Consider the following 24,851-nt stretch of genomic DNA (forward strand, 5'->3'; position numbering starts at 1 on the left):
GCAAACCGTTAATGAAACCTTACCCGATCTGGGTTTTCAGGACCTGCCCCAATCGTGCGATCCCTTCGCGGATCGTCGCCTCATCAGAGTTCGAGAAGCTAAGTCGCACGGTATTCGCCCCACTACCATCGGGGAAAAACGCCCGACCGGGTACAAAGGCCAGCTTGACTGTCTCCAGCGACCGCGCCAACAACGCGGCGCCGTCGGCCCCTTCGGGCAAGGTCAGCCAGATGAACATCCCGCCTTCGGGCCGGGTCCATTCTACCCCGTCGGGCATATGGTCCTCCAACGCCTGCAACATCGCGTTTCGGCGCGCGCCATAGGTTCGGCGCAACATCGGGATGTGGCTATCGAAACAGGTGCGCGCCACCTGCTCGGTCGCCATCTGGTTGAGTGTTGGCGAATGCAGATCAGCCGCCTGCTTGATCAGAACAAGCTGCTGGATCACTGGCTGCGCGGCCACGATCCAACCCACACGCAAGCCCGGCGAAAGGGTTTTCGAGAAGCTGCCGCAATAGATCGTCCGGCACGCCTCGATCGAGCCCTTACGCTTTTGCTCCAGTGCCAGAATGGGCGGGATCGCATCGCCCTCGTAACGCAACGCCTGATAGGCCCCATCCTCGATCACCGCGATATCCAGCGCATCAGCCAGATCCAACAGGCCCTCTCGTGCGCGCAAATCAACGGTCTCACCTGTCGGGTTGGCGAAGTCCGGTGACAAATAGGCAAATTTCACCCGCCCTTCGCCCGCTGCCGCGGCGTACTCCGCCGCTCCTTGGTTGCCGTTCAGGTGCAGCCTGTCGAAGCGCGGCTCATAGGCGTCAAACGCGTTGATCGCCCCCAGATAGGTTGGCCAACCGACCAAGGCGGTATCCCCGGGCGATAGGTAGAGCTTGCCAAGATAGTCCAACGCCTGTTGTGACCCCGAGGTGATCAGGATGTTCTCAGCCCCACAATCAATGCCGTTGCCCCGCATATGATCGACTAGCCATTCACGCAGAGGACCATAGCCCTCACTGACCGAATATTGCAGCGCGCGGTCACTGTGATCTGCGGTCATTGCGGTCTGGAACGCCTGCGCAAATTCTTCTTTCGGGAACAAGGCCGGGTCGGGAATACCGCCAGCGAAGGAAATGATTCCGGGCTGATCGAGAAGTTTCAACAACTCGCGGATCTCGGACGCTTTCATTCGCGATGCACGCGTAGCGAACAGCGCTTGTGTCGACATGTGCCCCCTCCCTGTTCGGACATGGGCAGCGTATCGAGGAATTTTTTAAAGTCAATAATTCTGACCTATTCTCACCTCAAGGCCGCGACATTCTTGTACCCGCCTGCATTCCATGGTCATATGAATTGACCAATTTCAGCGACGACATCCCTATGCCCTTCCAAAAAGTTCAGACCGAGAAGCTCTCAATCGCAGTGGTACGGCAGATCGAGCTGCTGATCCTGCGCGGCATTCTACGCCCCGGCGAACGCTTGCCTGCTGAACGTGAACTCGCCGAGCGGTTGGGCGTGTCGCGCCCGTCCTTGCGCGAGGCGATTTCGGAGCTTCAGGAGCAAGGTCTTTTGGCCGCCAAGGCCGGATCCGGGATCTATGTGGCCGAGGTGTTGGGCTCTGCCTTTTCACCCGCCCTGATCCGCCTTTTTGGCAGTCATCCAGAAGCAGTTTTCGATTATCTCTCATTCCGTCGGGACATGGAGGGCTTGGCGGCTGAGCGCGCAGCGAGAATGGGATCAGAAAGCGACCTGAAAGTGGTCCAAACGATCTTTGAAAAGATGGAGGCCGCCCATGCCCGCAACGCTCCGAAAGATGAGGCCAATCTGGACGCGCAATTCCACATGGCCATTATCGAGGCGAGCCATAACGTCGTAATGCTGCATATGATGCGGTCGATGTTCGACCTGTTGCGCCAAGGCGTCTTTTACAACCGTCAAATGATGTTCAATCAACGCACAACCCGAGAAGCCATCTTGGATCAGCACCGTGCAATCAATACCGCGCTACAGGCGCGCGACCCGGAAGGCGCCCGCGAGGCTGTTCAGAAACACCTGAACTTCGTTCAACAATGCACACAAGATCACCAAAAGGCTTTACGGAACGAAGAAATCGCGCGGCAGCGACTGGATCATGAAACGCGTTGATCTGACATGATGGACCGCCTGAATGTCAGCGAGGTTCAAAGCTTCCGAATAGCTCGTTCACACCGGTGTCTCCAAAGGCTCAAGTGCTTCAACGGTTTAGGATCGTAGTCGATCAGTCCGGGAAAGGTGCTGTCAGCTTCCGACCGGCTCCGCAGTATGGTGGGCGCGGCCACAATGGATTTCGTAACTGCGTCCGCGCTGTCTGCCTTCTGCTTTTCAGCGGCTATCACAGCTAGCATTTCTGCATGATAGGCGTCCATGGCCTCTGAGCGCTGGCCTTTGCGGAACCGAAACGCACCGATCTTGTCGTGAACTGCTATTAGTTCGGCGCAGCGCGAAAACCGCAGCCAAAGCTCACCATCGACAGCCAAGGACAGGCGCTCGTCAAGCTGTCCACCGGCTTTATCCCATAAGCTGCGCCGCCAGAACGTCGATTCCTGCTGCACCCATTGATAGTCGCCCGCAAGAAGCCGCTGGTACGAAATCGGCCTTGGGCGTCGAGAGGCCAGAACATGCCCCGTTTCATCTATCGTCGTGAGCTTGCCCGTCACCCAATCCAACTTTGGTTTTAGCGCAAAAAGAGACCCAACAAGCCCCAGCCCCCCTGACATCAGGACATCATCGGAATTTATCCACCCCATCACCTCGCCAGTGGCGCGTGAAAACCCTTTGTTGACAGCGTTGGCCTGCCCTGTATCCGGCTCGGATATGATATGTGCGAATGCCCCGCGATATCTTTCGACAATATCAAGCGACCCGTCTGTGCTGCCTCCATCCGACAAGATCAGCTCAAGATTAGGATAAGATTGGCTGACAATTGACTTAATGGTCTGCTCGAGAAAATCGGCGCAGTTCAGGTTTGGAATGACCAGACTTATCTTGGGCATTTTCGCCATGCATAATCCTTTTACCCAAGGCCGAGCTGCGTTGACGCAGCAACAGAGTTTCTGTCCGGTTGCATCAACACTGACAAGTTGATCATTGCAACAGCTTCTTTGGAATGCGCTTTCCGCTGCCGGGGCCCATATGCTCGGTTTGTGCCAAAGTCGTAAGACCGGGGTCAATGAAAAGACGCTTTCCCGCGTTGCGCAGCGAAAGATGCAGGGTTGTGTGCTCGCAGGTGACGTGGCCGGTCTCATCCCGTGGCCGGTACGTGGCACCATGCAAAGCTTCGGTCTTGTACAGACCCAACCCACCAAAAGCACTGTCCACCTCAATCATTGGCGTATCAGGCGGCATCGAGTATTGGCGTCTATAAATGATTTTGCGCTGCATCCGTCGCCACCAGACACTGCGAAACATCCTGGGCCGCTTTAGCGCCGCAAGCTCTCGCCACGGGTCTTGTTCGCACCAGCCTGCGCATCGCAGCGCGTATAGGTCATAGTAGGCGGGCAATGAGTTGGCAAACACAGCATCCCACTGTGGCACCTGACGCACCGCCGCGTTCAACACCTGACTCGGATCCATCTGCGTGTTGGGTCCGTCCATATCAAGAACCAGGGTCAGTGGATGGATCGGACTGCTGGTTAGAAGGTGCTCAAGAACTGTATTTCTGGCTGCAGCAATACGCTCCACACGTTCTTCGAAGAGGCCGGCCATACTATCAAGAAAGAGTATATCAACACCCGCGCTCATAGCCGCGTAGTCTTGCAGGATACCGTCGGTGTTGTCTGAATTATCGTTGGTCGCGATAATCACGCGACTGCTGTCTAGCTGCGCCCGTAGTTGTTCGATACGCAAGAGCGTTTCAGTCAGAGATTCTCCACCATTTCGAACGACGCCGAGAATGTTCATAAGAAGTCCAGCAATTCAGGCGAGAGGTCTTCTAAAACACTTTGACCCGAAAGCTCGCTTTCGGGTCAAAGTTCAAACTTTGTCCAGATTTCAGTGCAGCTTTTCGCCTACATCCGCGATGGCCGCGTCGATCAACTTGTTGGCCTGGGAAGCCGTCATCTGCTTGGCCAGAACCGCGTTTGCTGCAGAAACAGCAACAGTGATGGCTTGATCGCGCACTTCTTTCACGGCCGAAGCCTCAGCCGATGCGATCTGGTCCTGTGCTGCCGCCAAACGACGAGCAATGGACTTCTCCAGATCGACCTTGGCTTGTTCAGCCGCCAGCGCAGCATCATCCTTAGCCGCCGCCACGATGGCATCCGCCTGAGACTGAACTTCGCGTTGCTTGCGCTCATACGAGGCCAGCAGGCTGCGCGCTTCTTCATGCAGGGCGCGAGCTTCGTCCAGTTCCGACTGAATGCCCTCGGCCCGCTTGTCCAGTGCGCCGCCGATCATGCCGGGCACTTTGAAGTAAAACAGAACCGCGATGAAGACGATAAAGCCCAGCAGGACCACAAAGTCTGTGTTGCCAAGCGAGAAGAACGGGCCGCTTGCGGCCAGCGCGGGGCTGGCAGCGCCGAGTGTCAGGATAAGGGCAAGAGTATTCCGCATGTCACTTATCCTTTCATCTGCGCGTCAACGGCACCGTCGATGGCTTTGGCATCCGCCTCGCCGCCCAGTGCTGTGACCAGTTCAGTTGCCGTATCCTTGGCAACCACTTGAATACTTTCCAGCGCACCGGCACGGATGTCGGCAATTGCCTTTTCCGATTCAGCCGCTTTTGCAGCGATTTCAGCATCTGCCTTTGCAATCGCGTCATCCAGACCAGACTGGATTTCGGCACGCGCCTCGGCAGCGATACGCTGCGCTTCGGCACGGGCATCGGCCAGCGCCTTGTTATAGGCCTCTTCAGCCTCGACCGCCTTGGCCTTCAGATCTTCGGCCGCAGCCAGGTCATTTGTAATGGTCCCCTGACGCTCGGCCAGGATTGCCGCGATGCGGGGCAGAGCCACGCGGGACAGGACCAGAAAGATGACGACCAGCGTGATGACCAGCCAGAAAATCTGGTTGGGGAACCAATCAAAGCAGAGCTGCGGCATCCCGATGGCCGACCCATACGAGTCAACACAGGAGCCTGCTACTTCTTTGGCTAGGGGTTCAGTCGCCATGATGTCCTCCGTCGGAACGTTGTCTTTACAACAGGTGGGCCGCTATGGCTTGGACCCACCTGCGCGTAAGGATCAGGTTCCGCAGATTAGACGGCGAACATCAGCAGCAGCGAGACCAGGAATGCGAAGATCCCCAGGGCTTCTGCGAATGCGATACCGATGAACAGGGTTGCGGTCTGCGAAGCAGCCGCCGAAGGGTTGCGCAGGGCGCCGGCCAGGAAGTTGCCTGCAACGTTGCCCACCCCGATTGCGGCTGCGCCGGAACCGATTGCTGCCAGGCCTGCGCCGATGTGTGCGAGATCGCCTTCCATGATGTATCTCCTTACGAATTGGAAGTTTCGATGTTGGGTTATCGTTCCTGTGCTGGGTGCAAGACCCAATCAGTGATGCGGATGCAGAGCGTCCTTAAGGTAAACACAGGTCAGAATGGTGAATACGTAGGCCTGGATAAAGGCCACCAAGACCTCGAGACCGTACATTGCGGTAATCGCCAGAACCGACACGGGCGAGATCACGGCAATCGCGGCAAAACCTGCGAACACCTTGATCACCGCGTGGCCCGCCATGACGTTACCGGCCAGACGAATGGAGTGGCTGACCGGACGCACAAAGTACGAGATCAGCTCGATGATCGCCAGAATCGGGCGCAGCGCCATCGGAGCGCTGGAGACCCAGAACAGGCTCAGGAAGCCCGCGCCGTTCTTGACAAAGCCCAGGATGGTGACGGTCAGGAAAACAGCCAGCGCCAGCGGGATGGTCACGGCGAAATGCGATGTGGTTGTGAACGAGGTCGGGATCAGGCCCAGGAAGTTCGCGGTCACGATGAACATGAACAGGGTCATGACATAGGGGAAGAACTTGACGCCTTCCTTGCCGCAGATGTCTTCCAGCATCTTGTAGATGAAGCCATAGGCCAGTTCGGCCACCGACTGCATCCGGGTCGGAACAATTGCGCGCTTCGAGGTCGGCACGATTAGCAGCAGAACAATCGCAACGATCGCAAAGAACAGCCACAGCGTCACGTTGGTAATGGTGAACATGCCCACTGCGCCGTCGCCGAACAACGGTTTGACGATGAACTGGTCCATCGGGTGGAATACCAGGCTGCTGCCTTCTGCTGCGGTGGTCTCAGTTGCCACGTTCAGTCCCTCTCGTCCTTCTCAGCAGCCGTCGCCGCCGTTTGTTTCTCTTGGACCTCTTTCGCGCTGCGGAGCATAACCTTCACGCCCGCGACAAGGCCCAGCAATGTGAACAGCACCAGAAAGATCGGGATCGTCCCGAACAGGCTGTCCAGCCCGTATCCGATGCCAAATCCGATCCCCAGACCGGATACCATTTCGATGACCATCCTCCAGGCAAGCTCGCCACCGGATATGTCACTGTCTGCGCGTTTGGGGGGCTGTTTGGCCTTTTTCGCCGCGTCGATCTTGGCCTCCAGCTGCGCCATACGCTGCTTTTGGTCATCATCGGTCACGGGCGTTTCCCTCGCACAGTCTTGGGTAGGGTGCTAAGGCGATGCGGGCACAGAGTCAACGGTGTATAGGTCGCACCCACAGCTCACTTAAGTATTTGATTTTAATTATTAAAATCTTTTCACCGCCGAACCCAAAACGGAAGTGGATTAAAGGTCCGGCACGGATACGCCTGAATCCGCATATTTAACCAAATGGTTGACCAAACCCCGACGCTGTGGTTCAGCGAAGACATGTCCAACGATCTCGACACAGTATTCGCAGCCCTCGCCGACCCGACCCGCCGCGCCATCCTTGCAATGTTGCTGGAGGACGATATGGCCGTGACCGACGTGGCCGAACCGTTCGAGATGTCGCTTGCGGCGATCTCGAAACACCTGGTGATCCTGACCAAGGCGGGATTGATCAGCCAGGAAAAACGGGGGCGGGTGAAATGGTGCAAACTGGAACCGGATGCCTTGCGGACGGCTTCGGTTTGGATGCAAGGTTTTGGGCAGTTCGAACCCGTCAATCTGGACGCGTTCGAACGGTTTCTGGAAGTTGAACTTCCCTCGGGCGAGGATTGAACCGCCTAACGGACAACAAAGACCGAAATGGAGGCGTGCGTTGCCAGATAGCCGGCATGGCTGGAAAAGATGTAGTCCATGATCCGTGGCGCATGCGTACCTACCACGATTAGGTCCGCACCAATCTCATCCGCTGCGCGCGTCAGGTCGCCATCCAATTCAGCACCTACATCGACCGAGTGGATGTTGCGAAAGTCAACTTCGGCCCCGCTTTTTTCAGCGAGTTGATCGGCAAAGTTGCGCAGATCTTCGTTGACCATCGCGTTAGGCTGCACGGGGTCACCGGGTTGAATTCCGGTGACGCTGACAACAGTAATCTTGGCGCTTTGCCACTTGGCGACCGCTGCGGCGACCTCGGCAGCTTTCTGAACCGTGGGCGGCAGGTGCAGATCAACTGGGAACATGATGTGGTCATACATAGTGAATTCCTCCTCTGCTCAAAGCATAGGGAAATTCGAATGTAACAACTTTGATCTGCCTCAAAGGGCACCGGCAGGCCTAGGCGCCCGGCTCAACACCTGTCACCACACCCGTCACATCCGCAAGGCACAGCCAAGGCGCAGATACCCCCTGAACATCTACCAAGGTGATCGAGCCTGTTGCCTCAAACTGAGTGGGACGCGCGGAAATACCGCTTGCTCGTATGCCGGATTCCGCCGCGACCAGCGCCTCGCAACTAGCTTGCAGGTCGGCTTCGCTGATGACGCCGCTGGGGGGCTGCAGCGGCGTGCACGCAGTCAGTATCGCCATTGCAGCGAACGGGAAAAACGCTTTCATCAAGGTGCCTCTGATCTGACCTGTATCCGCTCTACAGTCTCATATCTTGTTCAAAGCACAACAGTCATTTGGTAACGAGCGCAGCCTCCTGCGTTTCTTCGGATTTCAGCAACAGAACCAGCGCGACAACGGTCAGCACGGCCCCTACCCCGACCAGCAAGGCGGGGGCTTTCTGGCCCAAAGCAATCTCCCACAAGATGACCCAACTTGGTACGAGATAGGTGTAGGCCATTACCTTGGCCGAGGGCAGACGCAGCGCCGAATATTGCACCAGCACGAAACTGGCTGCCGTGGCAAAGACAGACAGATACAGAATGACCAACCAGATGAACAAAGACAGGCTTGCCCAATCCGTCGCCGCTATGTCCTTCCAGCCGTATAGCGACAGCAAGAGGCAACCCGCGACCATAGTGCCGAAGGAAAAGACCACAGCAGGCTCACCCCGGTTTAGCTTTCGCACCATCGGCGTATAGATTGCGTGAGCGACACAACCCCAAAAGTAGATGATCTCGCCCCGGTCGACCTGAAACGCCATAAAGGCCTGCCAGTCGGCTCGGAAAATCACCCACAACGCTCCTGTTGCTCCGATAACCAGCGCCAGTGCCATACGTGGGGTCGTCACCTGCTGTAACAAGACCCAGCCCGCCAAGGCCGAAAGAACCGGGGTCAGCGTAAAGACCGCCGCAGCGCTAACCGGTGGTGCAGTTTTCAGACCGACGAACATCAATACGAAATAGGTGCCGAACAACCCGCCCAAAACAAGGTACCGCCACGGGGCCCGCGCAGCAGATCGGGGCACCCCGGTCGTGGCCAACGCAGCGGCACCAATCACCAGCGCTGCAATTGCAAACCGCGCCGCTGTAACCGCGACAGGCGAGATTTGGTTTGCGATCATTGCCCCAAGGGAAAAACTGCCAGCGACCAGTGCCGAGAATGTCAGCATGGCCAGATGGCCCCGTGCCTGTGGGCTCATGTTTGCCAATCCTTGGACTGCTCTTTCAGGTAGGACAGAAATGCCTGAACCTTGGTGGTGCGGTGCAAATCCACATGCGTTACCAGCCACAGATTGCCGAACCACTCGGGCAACGGTTCAATCACCTCGACAAGGTTTGGATCACGCGCAGCCTCCCACCTGGCCATAAAGCCGATCCCGGCACCGGACAGAACTGCCTCGCGTATGCAGAAATTATTCGTGCAGCGAAATGTGATCCGTTCGACGGGCACGGTTTCACGCAACCATTTTGAAAAAGGCGCCCGGCTGTTTTCATCATCCGTGCTGACGAAATAGTGGTTAGGGAAATCCTCAATCCCGGCGGGCCTTCCATGTTGCTCAAGATAGGAGGTGCTCGCGTACAGTCCGACCTCCTGCCGCATGAAGGGCTGCACCACGTTGTCCGGTTGATCCGGGGCCGAGCCTGCGCGGATAGCCACATGCGCCTCGCCATATTCCAGTCGGAACAAGCGATCCCCGGTCAGGTAGCGGACAATCAGATCGGGATGCAGTCTCTGGAATGCGCTCAGCACCGGGACGATCAACGGCGCCAGCGAAGACAGTGACGTAACCACCAACTCGCCCGAAACGTCGTCACCACGCCCCTTCATCCGCCCCACCAACTGATTGAACTGATCTTCGGTCGCCTGCGCAACCCGCAAAAGATCCTCACCCGCTTCGGTCGGCGTGTAGCCCCGCGCGTGACGCTGAAACAACTTAACCCCCAACCGCGCTTCGATCGCATCAATATGACGGATCACCGTCGCATGATGCACGCCCAGCACGTCCGCCGCACCGCTAACCGTACCCATTCGCGCCACCTGATAGGCGGTTTTCACTTCGTCCCAGTTTTCCATTGCATCTTGCCTATTGTGCAAATTTCAACACTCAAATTGGGTGTAGCAAAATTTTGCACGGTGGCGAAGGGGCATGGTTTAGTGTTTTCTGATCGCTGGGCGTTTTTCTGGTCGAGATATTGACTATGTCGAATCCCGGATGGGCCTTGCCCAAACCGCAAACCCGAACACTAGAGGTGGAAGCGTTCTTCTTGACCAATGCATAAGGCCTGAAAGCTTAGTAAAAAAACTGCACTTGCAGAAGATCAGTGTAGATATCGTCTTTTTTGAAAGACCGAGTCAGCAACTGAATGTAAACCGCCCAGTCTTCACTAGCGTCAACCACGACCCACGGTTCTTCTGGTGGTGTTGGCGCAAACGTAAAAGGCCCCGGCGCTGTACGAGGCTAAACGTTAGATATTCGAACTGGAGTATTGGTAGTGGGTGCAGGATTTGGCCTTCATCAAACAGCTTTGCGTCAAGAAAGGCGAAGTCTTTGGCGCTGAGACAACCCAAGTGTCGAAAGTCTCCTAACGACCGATCGGCAACTGCTCTTCGCAATAAAGTAATCCAGCGCTCCAACAAATTCGAAACCGCACGTAAATTGCAAAAAACGTGTCGCTGCAGTCCGAGGGTTCTTTGGCTCAGCTGCCAATTCTTTCGATCTGATTTGGCTCACTAAGTATTGGGCCAGCCAATAAGGACGTCACGCCGCTGACTTTGGATCAACGAATTACATGAACCGAACACCTTGCGTGATGCACGACTCTGTTCGCAGTGGAACCCAAGAATATGTCCTCAAAACCAGGCTTGTGCGATGCCAAGACGATGCAATCTGCATCGCACTCGTTTGCAAAGTCGACAATGGCCCTACCCGCGTGCCCAGAGATGAGCCGAGCCTTCGCGCCTGGAATTTCAGAGGCAGTCTGATGCAGGTTTTCCAAGATTTCATGCCGTGTATTTTCGAGTACTTCGCTGGGAATCTGAGATCCCACATAAGGGGGAATTGGCTCTTGAACGTGTACCACGGTAAAAACGGCGTCTGTATCGGCCAATTGGCGCGCGGCTGCAAAGGACGCTTGTGTGTCGTGTTCTTGGTCCAGAGCAACCGGGATCAGGATGTTCTTGTACATTTGACCTCCTATCTACTGCTCCGATGATTTCAGTTTGGTTTTTCGGCAGCACGAGCCCTAAACAGGTTCGGACTTTGAAGATTTCCCGGCGCTCTTTGTAGCGGCTGCAACGTCATCAACTGTTTTCTCAACAGCTGCAACTTCGGTTTCAGTGACATAAGATGCACAGCGGGACACGGTTTCGAACCATTCCTGCGCGTCAGCAACCAACCGCTCAGCCGAATGGCGCTGCCATTCCGTCATACTCTGAAGCGCTTTCGTTGGATCGGACGGGTTCGCGGAAGACACTTTGCGTGCAGCTTGTAGAGCCGTCCGAACCGCCTCGTGACGCCGTTCGAACCAATGCTGCGCAAAGGCCTCTGTTTCTTCGAGCAATTTTTCTTGCGCGTCCCAAAATTGTTCGATCTGGGCGCCGAAGGCCGGATTGCCAGACATGGGCGGCTGCATTTGCTTGAAAACATCCACAAGTGAGGTCGGGCTATTTGTGCTAGATTTCTTTGACGGCATCGAAAATTCCTCCTCGTTTCCTGAATGAGCTATCGTGCCACCTGCTGCGCGCTTTCGCCTTAATACAGATCAATATCCCTATTTTTAGGATCTTCAGCTTAGGCTGCGACGGGACATTCGCATTCTCTCCGACACCGGTTCCTAGCAGGCCGTGTTGGAGTTAGAGTAGTCTAGACAAGAACTTAACGCTTGGTTTTCTATGCATATTGCCGGCTTTTTGATTACCCTTGGCATCCTCTTCCTTGCCGGATTGGCGGCTGACCAACTTGGCCGGGCCACGCATCTTCCTCGTGTTACAACCTTACTTTTCCTCGGTCTGGTCGCCGGGAACGCCGGAATGGGTTTGATCCCACTCGACGTTGCAATGTGGTTCGACGAGATTTCTATTGTGGCCTTGACGATGGTCGCGTTTCTTCTTGGAGGTTCTTTGACCCGCGAGAACCTGGTCCGGCATGGCCGAGCCATTCTGACGATTTCGATTTCAATCGTGGTTGCAACCCTTGTTATTGTGTCTGCTGGATTGACCGCAATCGGCGTACCCTTCGGGCTGGCATTGGTGTTGGCGGCAATTGCTACGGCTACAGCTCCGGCCGCCATGACAGACGTGATCAAACAATCTAGGGTATCCAACAGCTTTACCGAGACATTAAAGGGCGTCGTCGCAATTGATGACGCTTGGGGTCTGCTCGTTTTCAGCATCGCCTTGGTTCTGGCCGGTCATTCGGATGGTTGGGCCACCGTCGCGACCACCGCGATGTGGGATTTCGGAGGGGCGATACTGTTGGGTTTCGCACTAGGCGTGCCATCCGCTTTCCTGACCGGCCGCTTGAAACCGGGAGAGCCAATGCAGGCAGAAGCAGTGGGCATAGTCTTTCTGACAGCGGGCCTCGCGCTTTGGCTGGAGGTCTCATTCTTGGTAGCAGGAATGGTTGCGGGCGCAGTGATCGGGAATCTTGCCCGCCATCACGACCGTGCTTTTCACGAGATCGAGCACATTCAGTGGCCATTCATGATCCTGTTCTTTCTGTTGGCGGGTGCCACGTTGGATATTGAAGCCTTTGGCTTAATGGGCTGGGCTGGTGCACTTTTCCTGATCTTGCGCGCCGTGGCCCGCCTTGTCGGAGGTTACTGCGGAGCGAGACTAGGCGGCCTGCCTCGCCGTCAGACCTGTTGGTTCGGCCCCGCTTTGTTACCACAGGCCGGTGTCGCGGTCGGAATGGCCCTTGTCGCCGGAGAGCAATTTCCGAATTGGGCCGCGTCGATCATGGCCTTTACCCTGGCCAGTACAGTTGCCTTCGAGGTGTTGGGGCCGCCTTTGACACTTATGTCAATCAGACGAACGGCTGACACGGATGAGCCGATTGGTCCGTGACTATTCAGACTGGATCGATTCAAGAAAGGCGAGCAAATTCGCCAACGGCAAGCCTACCATCATTGGTTGCCCACTAGGCAAAGCCACCGCAATTTGTTGGTCTGTCTCAAACACCGCACCAAAGATTGGCATTTCGCCGCCATGAGCGAGCAATTGTGAACGCCCATCAATCTGTTCAGCTATGCGATCTATCGGAAACACACCGCCGTTCTCACCAGCCAATTTGGTAAGGTCAGGTGTTCGAATAGCCAGCATTTCGGCCATTGGCCCGTCTCCGGTTGCTTCGAAACCGTGACATTGCCAGCAATACGTCCGGTACAATTCACTTCCTTCGCTGACGCTGACCTCCTGCGCTTGTGCAGGCCCCGTGGCGAACAGTGCCAGTAAAATCCCTCGATACGACCGCATATTCTCCTCCAAATCGCTGCCACAAATGATGATCCTATTAGACAGCACAGTTACGGAACGTCTTTGACCTTGCTCATGTTGCACGCGCCGAGTCTAATCCAGGCCAGCCGCCATCTACGCCATTTCTTCGTTGAGCTCACCACTATCGCGCCCTGACGGCACTCCTTCCAGTGCGTTCATGTGCCAGCGAATTCGCCAGAGGTGATAAGACACACGATGCAACCATCTGAGAGCATCCAGCCGAGCCCACACCACATCGTCCGGTAGACTGTCAGTTGCAGCGTCAGAGATGAGCAGGTCTCTGCGAAGTTTCCTCTGTCGTCGCAAAAAACGGCGAACGCGGTTCAGCGTGTTTTCGCACTGCACTGGATTGTCGATCTCCAAATAGCTACCAGTTGCTGCAATCAACACCGAAGCAAGCCGCTTCAAACGCTGGTCTTTTGGTAACTCGCTTATCCGATCATCTTGGCTACACCGGTAAAGCAGTCGGTCAAGATGGTCGAGGACATGGTACATACCCTTGATGCTGGATATCTCTGCGTCGGACCTGCTGGGCAGTTCAATCTTGTCTAGGTACGAGCGCGCTTCCGATACAGCAGTCTGAATGCTGTCCCGTCCATAATCGGGTCCGCTTGGCTGAGATGCCCCGATACATGACCGAAGGTGCGCCACTTCGGCCCTTACAATTTGTTCGACTGCAACTTTTGCTGCGCCCACAGCTATTTCTGGCATCCCGAGGACGAGAGGATCCAAAGATCTCGTCAACTCAGCCCCTTTGTTGGGTACGAGGGCCTCGACAAATCTGGCGAAGGGTTTCGCGAACGGCAGGATCAGCGCCACGCCTATGGCGTTGAAGAAGCTATGGAAAGCGACAAGCGCAGTCAGAGAGCTTCCGGCCCCCGACCCGCTTACAAAGACTGCAGTAAACGGCCCCAGCAGGAAAAATGCCAGTGCCCCTGTCATCACATTGTAGATCACATGAGCAAAACCAGTGCGGCGCGCCATCGTCCCACCGCCAAAGGTTGCCAAAACAGCGGTGAAAGTTGTCCCCACGTCCATTCCAATGACCAGAGCCGCCGCTTGGGGGAAGTTCACAGCACCGGCGCTCAACGCAGCTAACGCCGTTGCAACGCCAGCACTCGAAGACTGCGTCACCATCGTGATGAGGACGCCGATCAGTACAAGCTTCAACCTGCCCAGCAGTGTGTCTGGTGGAAAATCGGCAGGAGTAACTACGCCCTGAAATGCGTCCAACCCGGATTTGAGTTGTTCGATCCCAATGAAAATCAGACTGAACCCGGCCAATGCCAACCCAAGGCCGGAAACCGCTTTTCTTCCTGAAAGCGCCAGCAAAGCCCCAAAAAAAACAACGGGCAACATCACTTGCCCCAGGTCCAGCTTGAACCCCAAGAGCGCGACGAGCCAACCTGTCATGGTCGTTCCGATATTGGCCCCAAAGATGATCCCAAGCGCTTGGGGAAACGTGAGCAGACCAGACGCGACAAATCCAACGGCCGCAACGGTGGTCGCACTGGAAGACTGGATTGCAGCTGTCGTGACTGCACCTGTTACAGCCCCGGTAAACGGTGTCGACGTGAACCGGCCCAGAATATCTCGCAATTTCGCCCCTGCCAAAGTCTTCAAACCGTCGGTCATCAACAGCATGCCGACAAGGAACAGGCCGATGCCGCCTAAGGCCGGTAACAGGTTCCAGAACATCACGAATTGCTTTCCACCCTAAATCTCAAACCGCCTAACGTGTTTGCTTTGCCTTTAAGTCCGACGGCAAACGACAGGTGGTTTGCACTCAGCCTCGCAGACCCGCCCCCCCGAGTTGGTTGACATAGATCAAAGCACCAAAATGAATCACATAGTGAAATACGAATGTTTTAACGTGTCTACGTTCACCGACCTGTCCCCAAGCAAACACAAAGGTGAACGGAATTTTGTCGGAGCAGAAGCTCCACCCAAGGGGGCTCGGCAGGAGTGGTGGCGAGCCCCCAGTTAATCGATCGGTGCCCAACGCGCCCAGACATTGAAACACAAGGCCTTCGATGCAGCATTGACCATCGGATTAATCCGTTCCGCTAATCGCGGACGAAAACGAGAAGGACGCCACTGGCGATGTTCTGAATCGGCAGTTGTTGGAAACACTTATGAACTCTGTTGATCCAAACGAACAGAAACTCAAACGGGCTCTTACTACCCCGTTGCTCACGCTTTATGGCCTTGGGGTAACAGTCGGAGCGGGCATTTACGTTTTAGTCGGTGCAACAGCAGACATTGCCGGACCGTTTGCGGCCTTGTCGTTCGTCGTAGCCGCGCTCGTCGTATCACTCACCGCGCTTTCCTATGCAGAACTCGCAACTCGATTTCCTGTGAGCGCAGGTGAAGCGGCCTATGTTGAAGCGGGATTTCAGAAAAGATGGATGGCAGTATTCGTTGGGCTTGCGGTGGCAGCCTCGGGCGTTATCTCCGCCTCTGCCGTTGCAATTGGCGCAGCATCATACCTTCATGCTTTGACCGGTTTTACGATCCCTGTTTTGACCGTCAGCGTCGTTTTGGTCATGGGTCTAATCGCGCTTTGGGGGATCACCGAGTCAGTCTTTGTTGCGGCTGTCATCACGATCATCGAGATCGCAGGTCTTCTCTTTGTGATCGGCTGGGGCATGTCGATTCAGGATCCGCAGGGATACGGGGTAAGTTCGATGCTTCCCCCGCTGGAACTCGACGCGTGGAGAGGTATTTTCGCGGCATCGCTTCTCGCCTTCTTTGCTTTTGTTGGCTTCGAGGACATGGCCAATGTCGCGGAAGAGGTGAAAGACCCAGTGCACACCATCCCAAAAGCGATTTTGCTAACGCTCGTTCTGGCAACCGTGTTGTATCTGGGAACTTCAATGACGGTCCTACTTGTTGTTCCGATTGATGTTCTTTCGACGTCCGCAGCACCTCTCGCGCTTGTGTTCTCAAACGCCCCTGAGATGATTAAACAGGGCTTTTCCGCGGTCGCGATTGTAGCGACGGTCAATGGCGTACTGATCCAGATGATTATGGCCTCGCGGGTGATCTACGGACTCGCTGACCGTGACCATCTGCCGAAGGTTCTGGCGATTGTCCCGAAAGCAACGCAGACACCAGTTGTCGCTACTTTGCTGGTCGTCGCGATCATCGTACTGCTGACCCAAACTATGCCGATTGGTACTCTGGCAGAGCGCACATCCCAGATCGTTCTGGGCGTCTTTGTGCTCGTCAACATTTCTCTGATCCTGCTGAAGATGCGGCCGGACGAGGCTGTCAAGCACTTCCGCGTTCCTCTTGTGGTACCGATACTTGGAGTGATCACCAGTGCATTGCTTTTCGGATCTGGATTTCTCTAACTAAATACATCGACCCAAAGGCTTCCAAGAGCTACCACGGCATATGACGACCGACCAAACTTCCATAAGATCAAAACTCTCGGGCTGGTGGCATAGAACCTTTGTGGATCTGGTTCAGCAGCTGCAATGGTCCTATTTGCCGCCATTAATGGTCTATTTCGCGGCCGGCGTGTCCGGCCTGACCTCGGTCGTCGGCGCTTTTTTCCTAAAAGACTATCTCGATTTATCCGCCTCTTTCGTTGCAGGACTGGCATTTTGGGCCGGCATCCCTTGGATCCTTAAAATGCCGCTTGGTCATGTCGTGGACCTGTTTTGGCGCTGGAAGTCCCTGCTGATCCTGTTTGGCGCATCCCTGATCACGTTGTCTTTGCTCACAATGTACGGTCTCGTGACCGCGCCTGCCGTGATGTCCAATTTCATGCCTCTGGAAGACTGGTATGTCCTAGCCCTGCTGCTGGCGCCTTCAGGCTATGCCATTCAAGACGTAGTTGCGGATGCCATGACGGTCGAAGCGGTCCCCAAGGTTAACCAGCACGGCCTCCCGTTTACGCCTGAAGAAACCCGTGCACAGCACACGACAATGCAAACCTTGGGCAGAGTTTCGATCATTTCCGGGTTTGCGGCGGTTGCGGCTGTGAACATCTGGATTTTCTCTGGAACTGAAGGTCTGCAAAAATCCGAGCGCCTTGCGCTTTATGGCCAAGTGTACCTGATAGCTCTGGCCATCCCGGTGTTGTCGGTCAGTGGGGTCGTTCTTCACAGCTTGATCCAGCGTCAACTTGCCAGGCGGGGTCATCCGCCCCACACACCGGATGAAGTCACAGAAGTCCAATGGTCCATTTTGCTGGGTGGCTTTGCATTCGTTTTGCTTAGCATCGTGCTGGGGACCGCAGATTTCGAATTTGCGCAAGAGACTGTTTTTGCAGTTTCTTTGACGGTAATTCTGTACCTGATGTCGCGTCTACTGAAGGAGCTGGAACCAGCCCAAGCCAAGGCCCTGATTGGGACGGCAACAATCATTTTTGTTTTCCGTGCCATGCCGCTACCAGGACAAGGCCTGACTTGGTTTGAAATCGATGAACTTGGGTTCGATGAACAGTTCCTGGCAATCCTGGCACTATTAACTTCGCTGCTGGCATTATTGGGGTTGATCGTTCTCCGGCCATTTATGGCCAATCGCTCTATTGCACATGTGGTGGTATTGTTAACGATCGCCGCGGGCGTTCTCGCCCTGCCCAACCTCGCCTTATATTACGGAGTGCATGAATGGACGGCAGCGCGTACCGGCGGAGTTGTCGACGCGAGGTTCATTGCCATTCTTGATACAGCTGTTGAATCGCCGCTTGGGCAGATTGCTATGGTCCCGATGTTGGCCTGGATCGCCCGCAATGCACCCGTTCAGTTGAAAGCCACCTTTTTTGCAGTGATGGCATCGTTTACCAACATGGCATTGTCGGCCAGCAGCCTCAGCACCAAGTACCTCAACCAGACATTTGTCGTCACACGCGCTGTCACCAACCCTGAGACCGGTGAGATCACATCAACCGCGGACTACAGTCAACTTGGATACCTGCTGATCTGCGTGGCACTGATCTCAATGATCGTTCCACTCGCTACAGTGTTTTTTGTTCAAATCTCGCGTTTTCGAACGAGCGAATGATCACTGACTTTCCACCTCTTCCAGCAGAGCTCTGAGGTGTGAGACCGGGACGCCGATGTTGGAACCACCGAACTCGGGCAGGATCGCAGCATTGATGGCAACGACCTTACCACGCCGATTCAATACCGGTCCTCCGCTCCCGCCGGTCGTGGTCTCAGCGTCATAAACGATGGCGCTCTCACTTGTCCGCGCAACGATCCCACGGCTTGCTAGCGGATGAATCTTGCTTTGTGTGGAAAGCCGGGACGCGATCGACCAAAAGTTCAACGTCCCGTCTGCCTCCAATCCCTCTAGAAAGCCCGGACCAGCCTGCGCGATCAGTGCTTTCAAACCCGTTGGGTATCCCAACAGATAAAGCTCTTCACCTACGCGCGACTTGGTATCCGCCAACGAAATTCCAAGTTCCTGAACGCGGCTTGGCTCAACTTCCAAAATCGCCAAGTCTGCCGCGTCGCTGAACCGGATCAGCCGCGCCTCTATTGGTTCCGTTTGATCAGGCAAATAGGCCAGCAGCCTCAACATCTCTGGCTCAAGACCCGCGTCTCTCAGCGCCTTCTCTCGGTCTCCTGATGTCCACGGCAACGCAACATGACGGTTGGTGGCCATCAACGGTGCCCCAGCAATCAAAAATCCTGTTCCGGTGAACTGAAATTCTGCAGGTTCGCCGGTCCCATCCGGTTCGATCCAAGGCTGGCCAAACGGGGTTTTAAGGTTTTCGCCGTCTGGCCCCACAACGTGCCGTAGAATCTTCCCGCTTTCAACGTGGCGCAGACCGTAAGCCCCCTGAAGGAAAGCGACAGATCGGGTAGAGGCAGCTATCACCCGCGTGGGCGCTCCTGCCTGTTGTTCCAAGGTTCCAAGACGTTGTTCGGTCGTCACAAGCTGGTTCTTGAAAGCGTCACGCAACGAAGACAAGTCATCAGGTGTCAGCGCATCTTCCCGCGTCTGAGCGAGCATAACCGCGACCGCTTCGATCTTGCGGGATTCCTGTTCGATACTCTCCGCCAAGCGCCGGTCGTTTTGGTAAAGCAGGTACCCAAACCCCGCGATCACAAGAAGCGTTGCAAGAACCGTGATCCTGAACAGTACCGTGGTTTGAGACGCAAGCCGCCACCCACCGTCGCGCAGGGCACCAGACATCTTTTTGGCGAAGGGTCGACGGCTCGTTCGGGTATAAGCATATGCGTCGCTGAGGATATCCTCGACTGTATGGTGCGCGGGAAATGAGTGATCGCACAACCTGTACCGAGACATGGGGCCCTTTTCTCCGAACTCAATCATGTCACCATGATTAAGAGACGTCGAAGAAGTTTTTTGCCCGTTCACCCACAGATTGCGTCCCGCTGTAGCGGTTATCGTGTAACGATCGTCAGCCCACTGAAGGGTAGCTATATCGTTGTCATGAGGAGGCAGGTCCTCTTTAAGACGCAGGCTTAGCACCCTGCCTTCACTAACAGAGACAGTCAGGGCATTGTCGACAAGCCAGTTCACGTTTCCGCGCGATGGACCTGTAAGGCTCTCCAGAAAGGCCCGCACCTCGCCTTCACCACCATTCACTGAGGGTATCATGTCGCTCACTTTTGGTTTGCGCATTGTGGCCCCCTATCCAAACGCGTGAGGGCATTCTACCACGCCGCAACACCAAGCCCATGGTTTGACGCGAATGTAGAAAAAAGCTCATTTAAACAAGCACCTGCGATGTCTGCCCGGATTCAACCAAAAACAACTATCAGACCACAGTTCCAAGAAGGCCGATCCATGATCGGCCCTCTGCTTTGGCATTTTCAAGCACCGTATCGCGCCAACAGTCTGTCTATTTCGACGATACCTTGATCTTACGGCTTGGATCCTGAGGCTCACTCTTCGGCATTTGAATACGCAGAACACCCTTGTCGAATGTTGCTGAAACCTTGTCGACTTCCACAGTATCTGGCAGCGACATGGCTCTGGAAAAGCTGCCGTAGCTTCTTTCGCTGACACGCAGATCGCCCGTTTCGTCATGCGCAATCTTCTTCTGACCGCGCAGGATTAGCCTGCGATCCTTGATTTCAATTTCTACATCATCCTCTTCGAGCCCCGGCAATTCAGCCGTAAGGACTATCGCAGAATCCGTCTCTTGGACATCGATTGCCGGAGAAATCGCGCCTGTCATATCAAGAGACGGAAAACCCGTGCGTTGCGCAGCCGTTTCCATAGGTAGGAAAGGTGATCCTCCCCCAAAAAACCGCGACATCAGGGTTTCCATTTCACGTCGAAAATTGTCGGAGAGCGGATGCGTTCCAGTGAAAAGTTGCGGGGACTTTTTGTCTTCTAGCATTTTTTGAGCCTCCTCCTTTGGTCGGATTTTGCGCGCGCAACATTATGACAGGAAACGCGGTCAATGACCTTGATCTTGCGCAAGCATGCAGCCTCAGCCAGATCGCACGTACCGACCGGACGAACAGAAATGGGAACCGTCGGCAAACACTCTTGCCCTGTCATGCTACAATTCAGACCAATCTCAGCAGTCTTGATCGGAGCCCCATGTCAGCTTAGCGTTTATTCTGAATGAGCCCGGGTTGCTTACCTTTAGAAATTTGGAGCAAAGCCGTATGAAATGGCCTTATCTGGCGCTGATCTACGTTTTGCTGATCTTGACCCCCTTGGGGTTTTCCTGGTCTCTGGGATGGCAACCGCGATCATTTCATCAAGAGCTCGCGTCCGGGCTTGGAATGCTTGCTTTTTCAATAATACTAGTTGAGTTCTTGCTGTCTGGGCGGTTCAGATTCATCTCTTCCGGTCTGGGTATGGATGTGACCATGCGGGTGCATCAGATGATGGCGCGTACAGCGCTTGGCTTCGCGCTAATACACCCGCTGCTGTACCAGGGTACGCCATCTGGCGGACGCCGCCCGTGGGATGAAACAAGTCAACTTACTATTTCGACCGACTTTTCTGCCCTGGCGTCGGGCATCGGCGCATATTTTTTACTGTTCATTCTGGTCGCCTCGGCAATTGCCCGTAAATCCCTTGATTACAAGTACGAGACATGGCGCCTCTTGCACGGGCTGGGAGCCTTGGTGATTGCCTGCCTGCTGTTGCACCACACGGTCTATGCTGGGCGCTACGGTGGACATCCGCTAATGACGTTTCTCTGGCTTGCCCTGACCACTATTGCTGTAGGGACCTTGCTGTATGTCTATCTCGTTCACCCTTTGCGTCAGAGGAAAAGGCCGTGGCGCGTTACTTCTGTGTCTCGACTAACACCGAGGCAATGGGAGTTGCGCCTCAAGCCCGATGGTCACACCGGACTAACTTTCGAAGCAGGGCAGTTTGCTTGGCTAAATGTCGGCCACAGTGCTTTCTCGCTGCACGAAAACCCATTCTCGATTAGTTCAGCACCAGCTGAAGGCCCCGAAGTGTCCTTTGTGATTAAGGAACTTGGGGATTTCACATGCGGTCTCGGACAAATTGCTCCGTGCACCCCGGTCTATCTGGATGCCCCACACGGAAATTTGTCGATCAGCCACCGTCCTGAGAAAGGCATCGTTCTGATCGCAGGTGGTGTGGGTATCGCGCCGATGTTGAGCATCACGCGACAGGTTCGGTTGAGTGATACACAGCGGGATCTCAAGCTTATCTATGGCAACCGCGTGGAGGAGCAGATTGTTTATCCTCAGGAGTTGTCCAAGGAAGAAACTGTATTTGTTCTATCCGAACCGCCAAAGGATTGGTCAGGAGAAACAGGTTTAATCGACGGTCCCCTGTTGGACCGCAATTTGTCTTCTGAACAATTTGAAAGCTGGCTTTTTGTTCTCTGCGGCCCGCCTGCCATGATGGACGCCGTGGAAGATCATCTGATCACGCGGGGCACCGCGCCCCATCGGATTTTGTCTGAAAGGTTCGACTATGATTAGATTGCTTAGAAACCTGCCCGCACGCCAACAGGTGAAATTCGCAGTGTGGTTTATCAACTTTGCAATCTTTGTCGCTGTCTTGGCCTTTTCCTTAAGGTAGCCATACGGACCATTGGGCCTTGGCTAGCCTTGTAATTGCCAGCCGAAAAAAGGCAGATTTTCTTGCAGATGCATGCCGTTACGAATTTCCTTAAAAACAAGCTTTGCTTGGACAGACAGGACGCACCACAACTCTCCCAAGTAACGCCTTTGATGGAGATCAAGGGCAACACACACCACTTATTCATAATTGGAAATCTATTCAGACCGATTTATGGGAGGATCGGAATGACCGTACTCATCGCCTTCGCTACAGTCGAAGGTCAGACGGCAAAGATTGCGCGTTTCATCGGCGATATCGTGAAGGAAGCCGGCTTCAACACACGGCTGATCAATACTGACGAAATGCACGACCACGTGTCGCTTGACGATGTGGCCAAGGTCATTCTCTTGGCTCCGGTCCACGAGCGTAGGCACCCCGAGTCCTTTGAGGCTTATGTCGCGTCAAATAGAGATGCCTTAATGAAACGAAAATCTCTCGTGCTTTCCGTCGGTCTAAAGGCAGCTTTTGCTTCAGGTCGAGAGGAAGCGCGCGACTATCTCAAAGAAATGCTTATGCGAACAGGAATGGAACCAAATGCGACGGCATTGATCGCAGGCGCGGTGAGGCCCGAAAGCTACGGATATTTTGAGAGGGAAATCCTAAAACACGTCGTCTTGCTGGGTCGAAAAATCGATCCACGAGATGGAGCGCGGGAGTTTACTGATTGGGACGAATTAACGTCTATTGTGATAGATTTCCTTGGTGGAAACGGCCGGGCCAATCAGCATCAATCTCAAGCGATATCCTAGTAACAGCTGGCTACTCTCGTACTTACCAGAAAATCACAGTCGCCGGTTCACTTCATCAGTGTCCGAAAAGCACTGGCAACCCTGTCTGCTCCAACATTGCTTGCGTCGTTCCACCAAAGAGTGACTCACGCAGATGGGAATGCCCATAAGCGCCCATAACAACGAGATCGGCCCCCAATTCTGTTGCGCGATCCTGAATGCAGTGTTCGATCGAGTCCCCACCACATGGAAACTGCGACACGGTCACTTTGCAACCGTGATGACGGAGCCATCCAGCAACCTCAGTTCCGGGCTCTTCGCCTTCGACGTCATCAGACGACCGCAAATCAAAACACCCAACCACAACTTCCTTGGCCGCCAGAAAAAAGGGTAAAGCTAAATGCGCAGCCCTGGACGCAGGCAGGCTATCATTCCATGCCAAAACAATGCGTTCACGTTGGGCAAACGGGTCTCCATTGATCATCAGGGCGACCGGTGAATGGAACAATACTCCGTACGCGACCTTATGAAACAAATCGGGATCTTTTCGCAACTCAGCGTCAAGAAAGGCGATATCACAGCATTTGGCTTGGCCTGCCACAAGATGCTGTAACTCTGTTCCAGATCCAATAAAGGCGTTTACATTTGCCGATACACCCCGCGCGGCCAGAAGCGCTTCAACTTCGGTGGCGCGGGACTTCAAGGCAGCATTTCTTGCGTTAAGGACATCCAACCAGTTTGAAGGAAGACCCGCCTCAACGAACCTGTTTGATCCATACTTTAGGTAAGGCAGTTTAGGTAAAGCTGCGATCACTACGCAATTCAAGTGGCCGTTCTGGGTACGGGCAGTTTCCGCGCATTCCAATATCGACGCATCGTCAGCATCGACTCCTACATAATATACCACTGTTCTGTGTTGCATTCCCGACCTCCGTCCGGGATTTCACTTCGTCCAAGACTCGTGCGCACTGACTAGGTCAACAAAGAGACAATGTTGTCGGTCGCGCTTCTTACTTCGGCAGCATGAAGAACTCTTCCAGCACAATCTTGCCTTCTGCCACTGAATACACAGCGATCTCGCGCAGGGTCATACGCTCTCCGGTAGCCTTCTGAATCACTTCAGCTCTGAAGCGCAATCCAAAACGGTTGGGCGGGTGGACATAAGGGCCATCCACGTCGAGTTCCTGGATTTCGTGCGAGGCCAACCAATCTTCTCTCTTCCCCTTGATGGCTTCTCGCCCCTTAGAAACGCGGAACTGTCTGACCGGAGGCACAACTGCCTCAATCGATTGAGCGTTTTCGGCATACATTTCATCAACACTTCCAAGGCCTCTGCGCTCACGCATGGACTGGACGAACGATCTTCCGATTTCAATTAACTCTTCCATGAATCTCCCCCTAGATTACCATTGACTGTACCACGTCTTCCCCGCGCATATCTTGACAAGGATCAATGAGCGTATCTCCCTAACAGCCGGGCGCCGCTCGCAAACTCGGCACTTGTTCGCATAGGCAATCTATTCGCTGCAATGCCCTGGAAGACGCCGTTCTGGATTTGCTTCGTCAGAGTCTGATGCAGCCCGACGCAGTGGCAGCTTTTATCAAGTCCTTCAGCGAAGCCGCCAACGCGGAAGCAGGCACAGCGGAGGTAGCCCGGACCCGTCTACAGTCCGAGCGGGACAAAGCGGCGCGTAAACTGAATGGGTTTTAAGAGACAATCGCAGGGGGCATTCGCACCCCCGGAGATGCAAGCCAGGCTTGAAAAGCTCTTCCCGCGGGGGTGGTGTGAACGCGCCGCTCTCCGAGCCTGCGTTTTCACCGGTGCGACTACACCCGAAC

General features: G+C 54.9%; 27 protein-coding genes. 7 read left to right on the forward strand and 20 right to left on the reverse strand.

Annotated features, from left to right (window positions below; genetic code table 11):
* Window positions 1-19: 19 nt before the first annotated feature.
* Complete coding sequence (locus tag GOV79_RS21135) at window positions 20-1,228, reverse strand: aminotransferase-like domain-containing protein (RefSeq protein ID WP_170791632.1); 1,209 nt, start codon at window positions 1,226-1,228, stop codon at window positions 20-22.
* A gap of 152 nt (window positions 1,229-1,380) precedes the next feature.
* On the opposite strand from GOV79_RS21135, the gene GOV79_RS21140 reads away from it, so the two are divergent.
* The gene (locus GOV79_RS21140) at window positions 1,381-2,145 is read left to right on the forward strand and encodes an FCD domain-containing protein (RefSeq protein ID WP_170787321.1); all 765 of its coding nucleotides are present in this window, start codon (window positions 1,381-1,383) and stop codon (window positions 2,143-2,145) included.
* 35 nt (window positions 2,146-2,180) lie between these two features.
* On the opposite strand, the gene GOV79_RS21145 is transcribed toward GOV79_RS21140, so the two are convergent.
* From GOV79_RS21145 to GOV79_RS21175, 7 genes are all read right to left on the reverse strand, one after another.
* Entirely contained in the window at window positions 2,181-3,032 is an 852-nt protein-coding gene (locus GOV79_RS21145) for a glycosyltransferase family 2 protein (RefSeq protein ID WP_170791633.1), read from the reverse strand.
* A 91-nt stretch (window positions 3,033-3,123) separates the two neighbouring features.
* Window positions 3,124-3,939, reverse strand: coding sequence for a hypothetical protein (locus GOV79_RS21150; RefSeq protein ID WP_170791634.1), 816 nt, complete (start codon window positions 3,937-3,939; stop codon window positions 3,124-3,126).
* Window positions 3,940-4,029: 90 nt separating this feature from the next.
* Window positions 4,030-4,590 (reverse strand): F0F1 ATP synthase subunit B, encoded by a 561-nt coding sequence (locus GOV79_RS21155; protein WP_170791635.1) that lies wholly within the window; start codon window positions 4,588-4,590, stop codon window positions 4,030-4,032.
* 5 nt (window positions 4,591-4,595) lie between these two features.
* A complete protein-coding gene (locus GOV79_RS21160; protein ID WP_170791636.1) occupies window positions 4,596-5,147 on the reverse strand; it encodes a F0F1 ATP synthase subunit B' in 552 nt (183 codons plus the stop codon).
* 86 nt (window positions 5,148-5,233) lie between these two features.
* The gene (locus tag GOV79_RS21165; protein ID WP_005981269.1) at window positions 5,234-5,458 is read right to left on the reverse strand and encodes a F0F1 ATP synthase subunit C; all 225 of its coding nucleotides are present in this window, start codon (window positions 5,456-5,458) and stop codon (window positions 5,234-5,236) included.
* Window positions 5,459-5,527: 69 nt separating this feature from the next.
* Window positions 5,528-6,286, reverse strand: coding sequence for a F0F1 ATP synthase subunit A (locus GOV79_RS21170; protein WP_170356118.1), 759 nt, complete (start codon window positions 6,284-6,286; stop codon window positions 5,528-5,530).
* Between the two features lie 2 nt (window positions 6,287-6,288).
* The gene (locus GOV79_RS21175; protein ID WP_170791637.1) at window positions 6,289-6,621 is read right to left on the reverse strand and encodes an AtpZ/AtpI family protein; all 333 of its coding nucleotides are present in this window, start codon (window positions 6,619-6,621) and stop codon (window positions 6,289-6,291) included.
* Window positions 6,622-6,852: 231 nt separating this feature from the next.
* On the opposite strand from GOV79_RS21175, the gene GOV79_RS21180 reads away from it, so the two are divergent.
* On the forward strand, window positions 6,853-7,185 hold the full coding sequence (locus tag GOV79_RS21180; protein WP_170775386.1) for an ArsR/SmtB family transcription factor: 333 nt from the start codon (window positions 6,853-6,855) through the stop codon (window positions 7,183-7,185).
* A 5-nt stretch (window positions 7,186-7,190) separates the two neighbouring features.
* Here the strand turns inward: GOV79_RS21180 and GOV79_RS21185 are convergent, their stop codons facing one another.
* The 6 genes from GOV79_RS21185 to GOV79_RS21210 all read right to left on the reverse strand — a co-directional run bounded on the left by GOV79_RS21185 (window position 7,191) and on the right by GOV79_RS21210 (window position 11,429).
* A complete protein-coding gene (locus GOV79_RS21185; protein ID WP_170791638.1) occupies window positions 7,191-7,604 on the reverse strand; it encodes a universal stress protein in 414 nt (137 codons plus the stop codon).
* A gap of 79 nt (window positions 7,605-7,683) precedes the next feature.
* Entirely contained in the window at window positions 7,684-7,962 is a 279-nt protein-coding gene (locus GOV79_RS21190) for a hypothetical protein (RefSeq protein ID WP_170791639.1), read from the reverse strand.
* 64 nt (window positions 7,963-8,026) lie between these two features.
* Window positions 8,027-8,935 carry a DMT family transporter gene (locus tag GOV79_RS21195; protein WP_170787336.1) on the reverse strand — a complete coding sequence of 303 codons (909 nt, stop codon included), beginning with the start codon at window positions 8,933-8,935 and terminating at the stop codon, window positions 8,027-8,029.
* Window positions 8,932-9,810: a LysR family transcriptional regulator gene (locus GOV79_RS21200; RefSeq protein ID WP_170787338.1), complete on the reverse strand. Its 879-nt coding sequence runs from the start codon at window positions 9,808-9,810 to the stop codon at window positions 8,932-8,934. The genes GOV79_RS21195 and GOV79_RS21200 overlap by 4 nt, the downstream gene beginning before the upstream one ends.
* A 704-nt stretch (window positions 9,811-10,514) precedes the next feature.
* Window positions 10,515-10,922, reverse strand: coding sequence for a universal stress protein (locus tag GOV79_RS21205; protein ID WP_170791640.1), 408 nt, complete (start codon window positions 10,920-10,922; stop codon window positions 10,515-10,517).
* 57 nt (window positions 10,923-10,979) lie between these two features.
* Window positions 10,980-11,429, reverse strand: a complete 450-nt coding sequence (locus GOV79_RS21210; RefSeq protein WP_170791641.1) for a phasin family protein — start codon at window positions 11,427-11,429, stop codon at window positions 10,980-10,982.
* Window positions 11,430-11,628: 199 nt separating this feature from the next.
* Between GOV79_RS21210 and GOV79_RS21215 the strand changes: the two genes are divergently transcribed.
* Complete coding sequence (locus GOV79_RS21215; RefSeq protein WP_170791642.1) at window positions 11,629-12,801, forward strand: cation:proton antiporter; 1,173 nt, start codon at window positions 11,629-11,631, stop codon at window positions 12,799-12,801.
* Here the strand turns inward: GOV79_RS21215 and GOV79_RS21220 are convergent, their stop codons facing one another.
* Window positions 12,802-13,209, reverse strand: a complete 408-nt coding sequence (locus GOV79_RS21220; protein ID WP_170791643.1) for a c-type cytochrome — start codon at window positions 13,207-13,209, stop codon at window positions 12,802-12,804.
* A gap of 114 nt (window positions 13,210-13,323) precedes the next feature.
* Entirely contained in the window at window positions 13,324-14,928 is a 1,605-nt protein-coding gene (locus tag GOV79_RS21225; protein ID WP_170791644.1) for a Na/Pi cotransporter family protein, read from the reverse strand.
* 437 nt (window positions 14,929-15,365) lie between these two features.
* On the opposite strand from GOV79_RS21225, the gene GOV79_RS21230 reads away from it, so the two are divergent.
* Both GOV79_RS21230 and GOV79_RS21235 read left to right on the forward strand, forming a co-directional pair.
* Entirely contained in the window at window positions 15,366-16,586 is a 1,221-nt protein-coding gene (locus tag GOV79_RS21230; protein ID WP_170791645.1) for an APC family permease, read from the forward strand.
* 43 nt (window positions 16,587-16,629) lie between these two features.
* The gene (locus GOV79_RS21235; RefSeq protein ID WP_170791646.1) at window positions 16,630-18,246 is read left to right on the forward strand and encodes an MFS transporter; all 1,617 of its coding nucleotides are present in this window, start codon (window positions 16,630-16,632) and stop codon (window positions 18,244-18,246) included.
* Here the strand turns inward: GOV79_RS21235 and GOV79_RS21240 are convergent, their stop codons facing one another.
* Entirely contained in the window at window positions 18,247-19,500 is a 1,254-nt protein-coding gene (locus tag GOV79_RS21240) for a S1 family peptidase (RefSeq protein ID WP_170791647.1), read from the reverse strand.
* Between the two features lie 559 nt (window positions 19,501-20,059).
* A complete protein-coding gene (locus GOV79_RS21245; RefSeq protein ID WP_170787350.1) occupies window positions 20,060-20,563 on the reverse strand; it encodes an Hsp20/alpha crystallin family protein in 504 nt (167 codons plus the stop codon).
* Between the two features lie 274 nt (window positions 20,564-20,837).
* Here GOV79_RS21245 and GOV79_RS21250 point away from each other — a divergent pair, with 274 nt between their 5' ends.
* A complete protein-coding gene (locus tag GOV79_RS21250; protein ID WP_170791648.1) occupies window positions 20,838-22,142 on the forward strand; it encodes a ferredoxin reductase family protein in 1,305 nt (434 codons plus the stop codon).
* A gap of 327 nt (window positions 22,143-22,469) precedes the next feature.
* On the forward strand, window positions 22,470-23,033 hold the full coding sequence (locus tag GOV79_RS21255) for a flavodoxin domain-containing protein (RefSeq protein WP_170775225.1): 564 nt from the start codon (window positions 22,470-22,472) through the stop codon (window positions 23,031-23,033).
* A 55-nt stretch (window positions 23,034-23,088) separates the two neighbouring features.
* Here GOV79_RS21255 and GOV79_RS21260 read toward each other — a convergent pair whose 3' ends face one another.
* Window positions 23,089-23,934 carry a universal stress protein gene (locus GOV79_RS21260; protein WP_170791649.1) on the reverse strand — a complete coding sequence of 282 codons (846 nt, stop codon included), beginning with the start codon at window positions 23,932-23,934 and terminating at the stop codon, window positions 23,089-23,091.
* Window positions 23,935-24,022: 88 nt separating this feature from the next.
* Window positions 24,023-24,400 carry a nuclear transport factor 2 family protein gene (locus GOV79_RS21265; protein ID WP_170791650.1) on the reverse strand — a complete coding sequence of 126 codons (378 nt, stop codon included), beginning with the start codon at window positions 24,398-24,400 and terminating at the stop codon, window positions 24,023-24,025.
* Window positions 24,401-24,851: the final 451 nt, after the last annotated feature.

The organism is Ruegeria lacuscaerulensis, assembly GCF_013034745.1.
Classification (GTDB): domain Bacteria; phylum Pseudomonadota; class Alphaproteobacteria; order Rhodobacterales; family Rhodobacteraceae; genus Ruegeria; species Ruegeria lacuscaerulensis_B.